The organism is Oscillibacter sp. KLE 1728 (assembly GCF_934833455.1).
Taxonomy (GTDB): Bacteria; Bacillota; Clostridia; order Oscillospirales; family Oscillospiraceae; genus Oscillibacter; species Oscillibacter welbionis.
In genome coordinates this window covers 1-11,991 of record NZ_CAKVVF010000060.1, presented here as the reverse complement: position 1 = coordinate 11,991, position 11,991 = coordinate 1, and the positions used below count along the sequence as shown (strand labels likewise).

General features: G+C 62.8%; 13 protein-coding genes. 8 read left to right on the top strand and 5 right to left on the bottom strand.

Annotation, left to right across the window (positions count from 1 at the left end; genetic code table 11):
• The 3 genes from QVE23_RS07870 to QVE23_RS07860 all read right to left on the bottom strand — a co-directional run.
• Positions 1 to 1,791: endonuclease Q family protein (locus tag QVE23_RS07870; protein WP_287967884.1), on the bottom strand; the 1,791-nt coding region annotated here is incomplete at its 3' end.
• A 112-nt stretch (positions 1,792 to 1,903) separates the two neighbouring features.
• Complete coding sequence (locus QVE23_RS07865) at positions 1,904 to 2,374, bottom strand: threonine/serine exporter family protein (RefSeq protein ID WP_021749456.1); 471 nt, start codon at positions 2,372 to 2,374, stop codon at positions 1,904 to 1,906.
• A gap of 15 nt (positions 2,375 to 2,389) precedes the next feature.
• Positions 2,390 to 3,151, bottom strand: coding sequence for a threonine/serine exporter family protein (locus QVE23_RS07860; protein ID WP_021749457.1), 762 nt, complete (start codon positions 3,149 to 3,151; stop codon positions 2,390 to 2,392).
• Positions 3,152 to 3,311: 160 nt separating this feature from the next.
• Between QVE23_RS07860 and QVE23_RS07855 the strand changes: the two genes are divergently transcribed.
• The 5 genes from QVE23_RS07855 to QVE23_RS07835 all read left to right on the top strand — a co-directional run bounded on the left by QVE23_RS07855 (position 3,312) and on the right by QVE23_RS07835 (position 7,345).
• Complete coding sequence (locus tag QVE23_RS07855) at positions 3,312 to 3,782, top strand: MarR family winged helix-turn-helix transcriptional regulator (RefSeq protein WP_025545150.1); 471 nt, start codon at positions 3,312 to 3,314, stop codon at positions 3,780 to 3,782.
• 3 nt (positions 3,783 to 3,785) lie between these two features.
• Positions 3,786 to 5,117, top strand: a complete 1,332-nt coding sequence (locus tag QVE23_RS07850) for an MATE family efflux transporter (protein WP_021749460.1) — start codon at positions 3,786 to 3,788, stop codon at positions 5,115 to 5,117.
• A 78-nt stretch (positions 5,118 to 5,195) separates the two neighbouring features.
• On the top strand, positions 5,196 to 6,017 hold the full coding sequence (locus QVE23_RS07845) for an AraC family transcriptional regulator (protein ID WP_267288348.1): 822 nt from the start codon (positions 5,196 to 5,198) through the stop codon (positions 6,015 to 6,017).
• 7 nt (positions 6,018 to 6,024) lie between these two features.
• Positions 6,025 to 6,960 carry a DMT family transporter gene (locus QVE23_RS07840; RefSeq protein WP_021749462.1) on the top strand — a complete coding sequence of 312 codons (936 nt, stop codon included), beginning with the start codon at positions 6,025 to 6,027 and terminating at the stop codon, positions 6,958 to 6,960.
• Positions 6,923 to 7,345, top strand: a complete 423-nt coding sequence (locus tag QVE23_RS07835; RefSeq protein ID WP_021749463.1) for a DUF2000 domain-containing protein — start codon at positions 6,923 to 6,925, stop codon at positions 7,343 to 7,345. Before QVE23_RS07840 ends, QVE23_RS07835 begins: the two co-directional genes overlap by 38 nt.
• 66 nt (positions 7,346 to 7,411) lie before the next feature.
• Here the strand turns inward: QVE23_RS07835 and QVE23_RS07830 are convergent, their stop codons facing one another.
• A complete protein-coding gene (locus tag QVE23_RS07830; RefSeq protein ID WP_119310894.1) occupies positions 7,412 to 7,984 on the bottom strand; it encodes a hypothetical protein in 573 nt (190 codons plus the stop codon).
• Positions 7,981 to 8,538, bottom strand: coding sequence for an RNA polymerase sigma factor (locus tag QVE23_RS07825; RefSeq protein WP_136891715.1), 558 nt, complete (start codon positions 8,536 to 8,538; stop codon positions 7,981 to 7,983). The genes QVE23_RS07830 and QVE23_RS07825 overlap by 4 nt, the downstream gene beginning before the upstream one ends.
• 242 nt (positions 8,539 to 8,780) lie before the next feature.
• Between QVE23_RS07825 and QVE23_RS07820 the strand changes: the two genes are divergently transcribed.
• From QVE23_RS07820 to QVE23_RS07810, 3 genes are all read left to right on the top strand, one after another.
• On the top strand, positions 8,781 to 9,182 hold the full coding sequence (locus tag QVE23_RS07820) for a Mini-ribonuclease 3 (RefSeq protein WP_025545004.1): 402 nt from the start codon (positions 8,781 to 8,783) through the stop codon (positions 9,180 to 9,182).
• A 4-nt stretch (positions 9,183 to 9,186) separates the two neighbouring features.
• Complete coding sequence (locus QVE23_RS07815; RefSeq protein ID WP_273481632.1) at positions 9,187 to 10,929, top strand: Rqc2 family fibronectin-binding protein; 1,743 nt, start codon at positions 9,187 to 9,189, stop codon at positions 10,927 to 10,929.
• Positions 10,930 to 11,112: 183 nt separating this feature from the next.
• Positions 11,113 to 11,991, top strand: an 879-nt coding sequence (locus QVE23_RS07810) for a cation:proton antiporter (RefSeq protein WP_287967883.1), incomplete at its 3' end; no start/stop codon positions are given.

The following is an 11,991-nucleotide window of genomic DNA, read 5'->3' as shown; positions in this document are numbered from 1 at the left end:
GTACAGCTCCGCGTCCAGATCGGCATCCTCTGGAGAAACACCATTTTTCACCCGGGAGACGGCCTGGAGCAGCGATTTTCCGCCGCCCTTTCGGCCGGACTCCCGCAGCACCTGCTCCGCGATGGTCAGGGCCTCGCCGGGGCTGATGAGCCGCACGTCGCCAAGCAGTTTCAGACAGATGGCGTGGAAGGTGCCGATGGTCATGGCCGCCACCGCCCGCTTGCCGCCCAGACGCTGTTCCAGCCGGGCGCGCATTTCTGCCGCTGCTTGATTGGTGAAAGTGACGGCGGTAATCTCCCCGGGGCGGACGCCCCGCTCCTCCACCAGCCAGGCGATCCGGGCCACCAGGGTGCGGGTCTTGCCGGTGCCGGGGCCCGCCGTCACAGCGGTTACCGGCGCGGTGGAGGTGACGGCCTCCAGCTGCGGGGGATTCAGCGCCTCCGGCTGGGGAGCAGCCGGGGCCGCTTCCGGCGCCAAAACGCGCTGCAGCTCCCGGCGGGGCTTGGATTTGCGCACAGGCAGGTCCAGGCCAAACAGAGAGATCTGCCCGCTGAACCGGGCGATCTCACCGGGGGTCAGCAGGGAGATGACGCCGTACTCCCCGTCAAAGCCCGCCCGGCGCTCCACCTGCCCGGCCCGCAGGCGGCGGATGCCCTCCGCCACGCAGGGGCCGGCCGTGTGGGCGATGTCCTCCACAGGCACCTCCCGCAGGATGGAGAACTCCGGCCCCAGGGCATGGAGCATCTGCTCGTACAGCGCCTGGGTATTCTTCCCGGCGGCGGAGACTCCGGTGGAGGCGGCGATCACCTCCGGCAGGGGCGCCAAACTCTCAAAGGGTTTGGCACCCACGGGACGAAACCCTGCAGGACGGTCCGCCAGGGCCTCCACCCGGTGCTCCACGCCGATGGTCAGTTTCTTCCCGCAAACGGGGCAGACGCCGCCCAGCGCCGCCGTCTCCGCCGGGGTCAGGCAGACGCCGCAGTTCCGGTGGCCATCCAGGTGGTACTTGCCCTCCTCGGGGAAGAACTCCACCGTGCCCTGGAATCCCTCTCCGGTGCGGATGGCCCGGACCAGCTCCGGGTAGGTGAGGCCGGTGTCCAGAAGATCCGCCTCCCGGCCCAGCTTGGAGGGGGAATGGGCGTCGGAGTGGGAGACCAGGGTGAGTCCGTCCAGGGCAGAGACCCGCCAGTTCATGGGCGGATCAGAGGAGAGGCCCGTCTCCACCGCGTGGATGTGGCCGGTCAGATCCCCGAAGCACTCCTCCATGGTATCGAAGCCGGAGAAGGCGCCAAACAGAGCGAAGTGGGGCGTCCAGATGTGAGCGGGGATGAATTCCGCGTCCGGGCAGGTGTCCAGGGTCAGCTCCAGCAGGTCCCGGCTGTCCAGCCCCAGAATGGGCCGTCCGTCGGAGTGGATGTTGCCGATGGCCTCCAGCCGGGCGGAGAGCTCGTCCGCCGCCTCCAGAGAGGGCAGCAGGATCAGGTTGTGGACTTTCCGGGTTCTGCCGTGGCGCTTGTAGATGCAGCTGATCTCCCCGGTGATAACGAACCGGGGCGCCTCGCCCGGGGCGACATCCGGCAGGCGCAAATCCTGGCGCAGGGTATAGACGCCCTCTCCGGCGGGCACCAGCTGCTCCCGCAGCTCGGCGCGCCAAGCGGGGTGGGTGAAGTCCCCGGTGCCCACCATTCGGATGCCCTTTCGCCGGGCCCACCAGTCCAGGTGGGGGAGATCTCCGTCCTTACTGGTGGCCCGGGAAAAGCGGGAGTGGATGTGGAGGTCGGCAATGTACATGGAAGTCCTCCTCTGTCGAATCAAGTCGATTCCATTATAATCTCTTCTGTCCGGCGGTGCAAGGCGGAGAAAAGCAGTCCGGCGTGTTCCGCCGGGCTGCTGAAAAAATCATTTATGGGTTCTGCCTGCCGGAGGGCATGCGCTTCGGGACGCGAGCCAGGCGCGGGAACACTGCCCGGAACAGGGAGGAGGCCAGGATGACCCCAACCGCCAGGGCGGCCGCCATGCCCAGAGTGCCCAGCAGGGCGCTGAGGAATTGCTCTGTGTCGCCCTCCAGACAGTAGCCCATGGCGTAGTAGATGCCGCCGCCGGGCACCAGGGGCAGCAGGGCCACCAGCTGATAGCCGGTGACGGGGCAGCGGCGGATACGTGCCATGACTTCCGAGAACAGACTGATGGCCATGGCGGCGAAAAAGCCTGCCAGGATGGTCTTGCCGGCCAGTAGATACACCAGCCATCCCAGAGCGCCGCCACAGCCGGCAATCAGCTTGCCGGGGCCATGGATATTGAACACCAGAGTGAATCCGATGCAGCCGGCGAAAGCACACAGGCAGGGCAGAACATATTGAGACCAGATATCCATAAAAGTAGATCCCCTTTACAGAATATACCCGATGCCCAGGCCCACAGCGGCCCCCAGAGCGATACCCGTGGCGATCAGAATAGCCTCCGCCGTCCGGCTGAGTCCAGAGTAGGTGTCGCCGGCCACGATCTCCCGCATGGCGTTGGTCAGGGCCACGCCCGGCACCAGCAGCATCAGGACGCCGATGGTCACCAGGTCCACATTATTCCCCAGGCCCGCCCGCACCAGCAGAAGAGACAGCAGGGAGGCGATGCCGCTGCATACCAGCGTCCGCAGAAAGCTGTTGCTGCCCAGCCATCTGCCGCCGAAGAGCAGGCAGGTGCCCACCACCAGACCGCAGAAGAAGGCGCTCAAGCTGTCCCAAAACCCGCCGCCGAACAGGGGACAGAAGAAAGCGGGGGCGATACCGTAGCCCAGCAGCACCGTGGCGGGGCGGTGGCGGCGGCAGGAGGCAGGGAGGCGGTCCACCATGGCCCGGGCCTCGTCCAGGGGCGGTACGGTACGGCAGAGCTGGCGGCATAAAGCGTTGCAGCTCTCCAGCAGCTCCAGATCCGTGCCGTGGGCACTGATCCGGCGCATCCGGGTCACCGGACGGCCATCCTCCGCCATCAAACTGACAATCAAACAGCTGGGGATGGCAAACACCTGGGCGTCCTTGCCTTGGTAGGCCTGCAGCAGCCGGTAGACGGACTCCTCCACACGGGAGATTTCCGCGCCGCTCTCTGCCAGCAGGCAGCCCAGCGATGTGGCTAGATTCAACAGCTTGTCCGAATCCATAAAACGCCTCCTCTCGCCTTTTTAAGATATGCGATTTTTGGAAAAAACACAAGGGATATTTTGACGAAACGCGCCGCGCAGGGGAGCCCTTGACAAAAAGGAGCGGTTTCTGTATAATCGAATAGTCCGAAATCGGACAAAATAAGACGGGAGGGATTCGATGGGACAGGAAGTTCTGGATGCTTTCTGGAAATCCAATGACCGAATCTACAATGAGAATACCCTGCTGTACCACCGTCTGGCCCGGGCCTGCGGCCTGCCGGACTGCGCCTTCTGGCTGCTGTACACCCTGCGGTCGGAGGAGGCGCCCCTGACCCAGACCCAGTTGAGCGAGCAGCTGTCCCTACCCAAGCAGACGGTGAATTCCGCCCTGAAAAAGCTGGTGGAGGAGGGAGTCCTCCGCTTGGAGGCGGCGGACGGCAATCTGAAAAACAAGCGGGTCTGTCTGACAGAGGCGGGCGAGGCATTCCTCCGCCGCACTGTGGACCGCGTGTTCGGCGTAGAGAGCGCCGCGGCCGCCCGCCTGACCGAGGAGGAGCGGTCGGCGCTTGTGGCATTGAGCCAGAAGCTGCTGGATGCCTTTCGGGCGGAGACGGAAGCTTTTTTACAGACCGCTGCGATAGGAGACTGATGTATGCAGATCAAACTTTCTGACCATTTCACCTACGGACGGCTGCTGCGTTACACACTGCCGACCATCGTTATGATTATCTTCACCTCTCTGTACAGCGTGGTAGACGGACTGTTCGTATCCAACCTGGTGGGGGACCTGGCCCTGTCGGCGGTGAATATCGCCTTCCCCATCACTATGATCATCGGCGCCTTCGGCTTCATGCTGGGCACCGGCGGCAGCGCCATCGTGGCCCGCACGCTGGGGGAGGGGAAGCCGGAGCTGGCCTCCCGGTATTTCACGCTCTTCATCTGGTGCGTGGCGGGGCTGGGCGTGGTGCTCTCCATTGTGACCATCGCCTTCATCGAACCCATCATGCGTTTTGCCGGGGCTAGCGACCTGCTGCTGGAAGACTGCATCGCCTACGGCCGGATCCTGCTGGCCGGCAGTGCCGTGTTCATGCTCCAGAGCGCCTTTCAGAGTTTCTTTTCCGTGGCGGAGAAACCCAAGCTGGGGTTACTGCTCTCCCTGGCTGCCGGAGCCACCAACATCACCTTTGACTACGTGTTCATCGCCCTGCTGGGCATGGGTGTCACCGGTGCCGCATGGGCCACAGTGCTGGGCTACTGCGTGGGCGGTGTCATCCCGGTGGTGTACTTCCTGCTTCCCAGAAGAGAGGGCCTGCGGCTGGTGCGGACGAACTTTTACGGCCGGGAACTGCTTCACGCCTGTATCAACGGCTCCTCGGAGCTGATGAGCAACATCTCCGCCTCCGTGGTGGGCATCCTCTACAACATCCGGCTGATGGACCTTCTGGGAGAGCCGGGCGTGGCGGCCCACTCGGTGATGATGTACGTGGATTTCGTGTTTGTGGCTGCCTTTCTGGGGTTCTCCATGGGCAGCGCCCCCATCGTCAGCTATCACTACGGGGCGGAGAACTATGATGAGCTGAAGAACATCTTCCGCCGCAGTGGCGTCATCATCGCCGCTACCTCCGTGGCGATGGTGGCGGCGTCGGAGCTCTTAAGCCGGCCCCTGTCTGCTGCCTTCGTGGGGTACTCTCCGGACTTGCTGGAGCTGACCACCCACGGCTTCCGGATCTTTGCCCTGTGCTACCTCTTCTGCGGGCTGAATATCTACGCATCCGCCTTCTTCACGGCCCTGTGCAACGGCGCCCTGTCGGCCCTGATCGCCTTCACCCGCACGCTGCTGCTGCGGGGTGGACTGGTGCTGGTGATGCCGGTGTTCTTCGGCGTGGATGGCGTCTGGTGGTCCGTGGCGGCGGCGGAACTGCTGGGGGTGGTGCTCTCGGTGGTGCTGCTGGTGCTGATGCGGCGGCGTTACCATTACGCCTGACGGGGGAAAACGCGGATATGTTACAAGACGGCGGCTCCGCTCAGGTGGTATGCTGGCTGGTGCCGGGAGGGAAGAACCATGAGACAAGCGGCGCGGACCGCCCGATATGACCAGGCTCTGGGGCTGGAGGCGTACAGCCTCCGGGCGGTGGACAGGCCCTTTCCCAGCCACTTTCACGACCATTATGTGATCGGCGTGGTGGAGCGGGGGACCCGGACCCTCACCTGCGGCCGCCAACAGCAGGTCATCGGCCCGGGAGACGTGCTGCTGTTCAACCCGGGAGACAGCCATGCCTGCATCCAGGCGGACGGGTCCCTGGACTACCGGGGACTGAATATCCCACGCAGCACCATGCTGGCCCTGGCGGAGGAGATCATGGGCAGCCGGGCAATGCCCGGCTTTTCCGTGGCCGTGGTTCGGGACGGAGAACTGGCAGGCCGCCTCCGGGCCCTGCACCGGGCGGTGCTGGGGGAGGAGCCGGAGCTCCGAAGGGAGGAGGCGCTGCTGCTGGCCTGGGGCCTCCTGCTGCCGGGTTACGCCGGGATGGTGGAAACGGTTTCTGCCTGCCGGGTGGAGGTGGAGCGGACCTGTGCGTTCATCCGGAGCCACTATGCCCGGCATATCACGCTGGAGGAGCTCAGCCTTCAGGCGGGACTGAGCAAATCCGCCCTGGTCCGGGCCTTTGCCAAGGCCAAGGGCGTCACGCCCTACCGCTATCTGATGGCGGTGCGGATCAGCGAGGCACGGCGCCTGCTGGAACGGGGTGTCTCCTCTGCAGAGGCCGCCGTGGAGACAGGCTTTTCCGATCAGAGCCATTTCACCAACTATTTCACTGCCTTCACCGGCCTGACGCCGGGGGCCTGCCGGGAGCTGTTCCGGCAGGAATGGGAGAGAGGATGACACAGCCGTGGAGACGAATCCTGCACGGGGCCACCTGGCGGCCCTGCTGACCATTGTGATCTGGGGGACCACCTTCATCTCCACCAAGGTGCTGCTGGTGGATTTCCAGCCGGTGGAGATCTTGTTTATCCGGTTCATGATGGGCTTTCTGGCGCTGCTGGCAGTCTGTCCTCGCCGCCTGCAGGGCGTCACACGGCGGCAGGAGGGATTGTTTGCCCTGGCGGGGCTGTGCGGCGTGTGCCTGTACTACCTGCTGGAGAACATCGCCCTGACGTACACCATGGCCTCCAACGTGGGGGTCATCATCTCCGTGTCTCCCTGCTTCACCGCCCTGCTGACCCATTTTCTGATGCGGGGCGAGGAGCGGCTGCGGCCCACATTTTTCGCAGGCTTTGCGGTGGCCATGGCGGGGATCTGCCTTATCAGCTTCAACGGCTCTGCCCTGGAGCTGGACCTCCGGGGGGATTTGCTGGCGCTGCTGGCCGCCTTCGTGTGGGCCTGTTACGCCCTCTTGTCCCGGAAGATCAGCGCCCTGGGCCATCCCACTGTCCTGACCACGCGGCGAACCTTTTTCTACGGGCTGGCATTCATGCTGCCGGCGCTGATGGTCTCTGGCGTCCGGCTGGAGCTCACGCGACTCACAGCCCCGGTGAACCTGGGGAATCTGCTGTTTCTGGGGCTGGGGGCCTCGGCCCTGTGCTTCGTCACCTGGAACTTCGCGGTGAAGGCACTGGGGGCGGTGAAAACCAGCGTGTACATCTATCTGGTGCCGGTGATCACAGTGGCGGCCTCCGTGCTGATCCTGCGGGAACCCTTCACCTGGATGACCGGAGCCGGTACGGTACTGACCCTGATCGGGCTGCTTCTCTCTGAAGGCAAACTCCATTGGAAAGAGGGAACACACCATGAAACAGGAACTGGACAAATGCGTCCTGGTGATTGATGAGGCCATGCCCCGGGGCCTCGCTGCCAACACAGCGGCCATCCTGGGCATCACATGGGGCCGGCTGCGGCCGGAACTGGTAGGGGAGGACGTGACCGACGCTGCCGGAGCCATCCACCCCGGGATCATCCGCACGCCGGTGCCGGTGCTCTCCGGCAGGCCGGAGACTTTTCAGACCCTGCGGCGGCAGCTGGCCGAGCTGGAATTTGCAGATGTGGCGGCTGTGGACTTTACAGATCTGGCCCAGAGCTGCCGTACCTACGGCGAGTTCATCGAAAAAATGGCCCGCACCGGGCCGGGGGAGCTGCGATACCTGGGCATGGCCCTTTTGGGCCCCCGGCATCAGGTGGACCGGCTGACCGGAAGCCTGCCGCTGCTGCGGTAGGGAAAAAACGCAAGAATGGGGCCGCGCCCGGTTGCGGCCCCATTCTCGTATCATTTCCCGGAGGACTTATGGCCCCTGCTGGATCAACAGATCCACCTCAGCATCACCGCCATTGGTGTACAAATAGCTGCAGGCAAAGCCGTTCACTTCCCAGATGGCATACGACATACTATCGTATTGGTAGTATGCGACGCTGACGCCCGCAATCTCTCTGCTCTCCTCCAGTGTGCCGCCGTAGATTCCGCTGATGTCTCCACTCCCATACTGGATACGAAACTGGGAGCCGTCCGCATAGTCCACCTGTCCCATGGTGGGGTACCCATCTGAGATGAACACGGAGTACGCCTCCACCTCTTTCTCCAGCACAGGGACCTTGAAGTCCAGATATGCTTCCATCTCTGCGGCGGACGCGACTGTGAGGATGGGATTCGGGATTTGAACCTGCTGAGGATCCGGGGCAGCGCGCCCTCTGCCCTGAATCAGCAGTGCCCCGCCGGCGGCCAGCAGGCACAGGCAGGCCGCCGCGGCGCCCCACCGGACCCAAAAGGACTGCCCGTGTTTTCGCCTGTACCGGGCGGCCTCTTCCACATACCTGCCGTCGAGCGCACTCAGAGCATCGGAAAACTTCTTTGCATTCATAAAAACGCCTCTCTTTCTGCCAGATATTGTTTCAGCTTCCTTCGGATCCGGGCCAGCCGGACGGAGATATTTTTTTCGCTCAGCCCGACAAGCCCGGCGATGTCCCGGCAGCTGTCAGAAAACCAGTAGCGCCGCATGAAGATTACGCGGTTCTCTGCGGACAGCGTATCCAAAAAGCACGCAATGACGCGGGCGAGCTCCCTTGCCTCCACCTCTTCCTCGGCGCTCTTTCGGTCTGGAAGACACTCCTCGACTTCCTGCAAAGCAAGGGTGTAAGGACTGTTTCGCTTGGCAGCGCCCTTTTTCCAATAGCACTTCAGGGAAATGTTGCGGACGATCCGCGCCATATAGGGCAGCAGAGAGTCCGGTTTTGCCGGGGGAATGGCATTCCATGCCCCCAGGTACGCATCATTGACGCACTCATCTGCGTCCTGCCTGTCATTCACGATGTGATAGGAGAGACTGTGGAATAGTTTTCCATATTTCGCGTCCAATGCCTCGATAGCCTGTTCGGAACGTGCAAAGAACAGTGTGATGATCTGTTCCTCATCCATGGTTGCTCCACCTCCTTTCCGGTTTCACTTTGTACACTACGTTTTTTTCGGCAAATCCTACAACAGATTCCAGTATTTTTTCAATATACGATCATGCGGCCATACGGCCGGAAGAGAAGCGGAGAAGGCCGCAGTTCCAGCTGCGTCTGCGGAAAAGACAACATTGCATCCCAGGTGACAAACCGGGGGAAGTGTGGTAAGATATTCCGGTATGAAAATTTCTGTTCCCCAAGGAGTCCTTTATGGAAAACTATTTTGAACCGAATCTCACCGACGACCAGCTGCGCGCTATCAGTTCCATCGGCCTGGCCCACATGGGGGACGCCGTGTTCGAGGTGCTGGTGCGCACCTGGCTCTGTGCCCACGGCAAGGCCACGGGAAGGGGGCTGCACCAGGCCACCATTGCCCTGGTGCGGGCGGAGAGCCAGGCGGAGAAGGCGGAGCGGATCCTGCCCCTTTTGACGGAAGAGGAAGCCGCTGTGTTCCGCCGCGGGCGGAACGCTCACGTGAAGTCGGTACCCGGCCATGCCACCCGGGCCCAGTACGGCGAGGCCACGGCCCTGGAGGCCCTGTTGGGCTGGCTGTATCTGAAGGGCCGGCGGGACCGGATCAATGCGCTTTTCCGCGCGATGATGGAGGAGTAAGACCATGCCATTGGATGGAATCTGTATGCAGGCGGTGGCGGAGGAGCTGCGACCGGAGCTGCTGGGCCTGCGGATCGATAAGGTCCAGCAGCCCGCCCGGGACCAGGTGATCCTGCTGCTGCGGGGGAATAAGCGGCTGCTGCTGAACGCCGGGGCCAACACTCCCCGCATCCAGCTGACGGCCCTGACAAGGGACAACCCGGCGGAGCCCCCCATGTTCTGTATGCTGCTGCGCAAGCATCTGGTTGGGGGACGGGTGGCAGCGGTCACCCAGCCGCCCCTGGAGCGGCTGGTACGGCTGGAGCTGGACGTTACTGACGACTTCGGTCAGCCGGGGCGGCGGACCCTGGTGCTGGAGGCCATGGGCCGCCGGTCCAACCTGATCCTGCTGGATGGGGAGGGCCGGATCATCGACTGCCTCCGTCGGGTGGACGCGGACATGTCTGCTGCCCGGCAGGTGCTGCCGGGGCTGTATTACGAGCCGCCTGCCTCCGTAGGCCGCCTGCCGGTGACGGAGGAGACGGAGAACGGCTTCCGGGAGAAGATCTCCGCCGCAAACCCGGAGCGGAGTGTGGACGCCTTTCTGCTGGACCACTACTTCGGCATCTCCCCCCTGATCGCCCGGGAACTGGCCTTCCGCTCCGCAGGGGAGACGGATGCCCATCTCTTTGACCTGGGAGCGGTGGGAGAGGACCGCCTCTGGAAGGAATTGTCCGGGCTCATCAGAGATATACAGGAAAATCACTTTACACCAATCTGCCTGAAAAAAGATGGGAAGATGGCAGATTTCACCTACTGCCCCATCGCCCAGTACGGCCCTGTTATGGAGACCGTCCGGTATGACACGTTCTCCACCCTGATGGATGACTTCTACGCCCTGCGGGAGCAGCAGGAGCGGGTGCGTCAGCGGGGGGCGGACCTGCTGCGGACTGCCACCACGGCACGGGACCGCATCCGGCGGAAACTGGCCATGCAGGAGAAGGACTACGCCGCCACACAGAACCGGGACCAGCTGCGGATCTACGGCGACCTGATCACCGCCAACCTCTACCGCATGGAGCGGGGGGCGGCCAGATTGGAGACGGAGAATTTCTATGACCCGGAGTGCCGCCCTGTCGCCATTCCCCTGGACCCGCTGCTGACGCCCCAGCAAAACGCCGCCAAATACTACAAGCGCTACACCAAGGCCAAGACGGCGGAGAAGTATCTGGCGGAGCAGATGGCCCTTGCCCGCCGGGACCTGGACTATCTGGAGAGTGTGCTGGAGGAGTTGAGCCGGGCAGAGACGGAACAGGACTTTTTGGACATCCGCGGCGAGCTGCGGGACGCGGGCTTCCTCCGCCGACAGGGAAAAAAGGAACAGAACCGGCCTGCAAAGCCTCTGGAGTTCCGCACCACCTCCGGCTTCCGGGTGCTGGTGGGGCGGAACAACCGCCAGAACGACAAGCTGACCCGCAGCGCGGACCACCGGGACATCTGGCTCCATACCCAGAAGATCCACGGTTCCCACGTGATCCTCTGCACAGGCGGCCGTGAGGTGGACGATGACACCATCGTGGAGGCGGCCAAGCTGGCGGCCTGGTTCTCCCAGGCCCGGGAGGGTGCCAACGTCCCCGTGGACTACACACCGGTGAAGAACGTGAAGAAGCCCGCCGGTGCCCGGCCCGGCATGGTGATCTACTCCACCTGCCGTACCGTGAACGTGGCGCCGGAGGAGGGGCTTGTGAAGAAACTTCAATTGTCATAAAAAAGTTGTTAAAAAGAAGCTGCTTGTTGGTCAAGCAGCTTCTTTTTCTTTCAAAATATCCAAAAACAGGAATCTTTTTTGTGCAGAATGGCTCTTGCAAAACGGGAGCAAAGGTTTACAATAAAGCTCTCCTGAAAACGGGAGGCAATCAGTATTCAGACCTCAGAAAGCGAGTGAGAGGCAATGACGTATCATTATCTCATGGACCTGGCGCTGATCCTGTTGAGCACCAAGGTGCTGGGCATCCTGACGAAACGCATCCAGATGCCACAGGTGGTGGGCGCACTGGTGGCCGGACTGATTCTGGGCCCGGCTATGCTGAACGTACTATCAGAAACGGAGTTCCTCACCCAGCTCAGCGAGTTGGGCGTGATCGTACTGATGTTCTCCGCCGGCATGGGCACCGATATCCAGGAGCTGAAGCACAGCGGCAAGGCGGGCTTCCTGGTGGCCCTGCTGGGCGTGATCGTCCCACTGGTGCTGGGCACAGGTCTGGCGATGCTCGCAGACCGGACCGGCATGATTGAGACCAGCGGATTTTTGGAGGATGTGTTCATCGGCACCATCCTTACTGCAACTTCCGTCAGCATCACAGTGGAGACACTGAAGGAGATCGGCAAGCTGGATACCAAGGTGGGCAACACCATTCTGGCGGCGGCTCTGATCGACGACGTGCTGGGCCTGATTGCCCTGACCATCGTCAGCAGCCTGTCCGGCGGACAGGACAGCATCGCCCTGGTGCTGCTGAAGATCGTGCTGTTCTTCGTGTTCTCCGCTGTGGTCTCCTTCCTCGCCCACAAGTTCTTCTGCTGGCTGATGGCCCTGTGGCCCGGCCGGGAGCGGCGCCGCTATCCGGTGCTGGCCTTTGTGCTGTGCCTTCTGATGGCTTACTGCGCGGAGGAGTTCTTCGGCGTGGCGGACATCACCGGCGCCTATGTGGCGGGCCTGGTGATCTCCTGCACCCCCAAGTCCTCCTATATCCAATCCAAGTTCGAGCCGTTGAGCTTCCTGCTGCTGACGCCGGTGTTCTTCGCCAGCGTGGGCATCAAGGCGAAGGTGGAC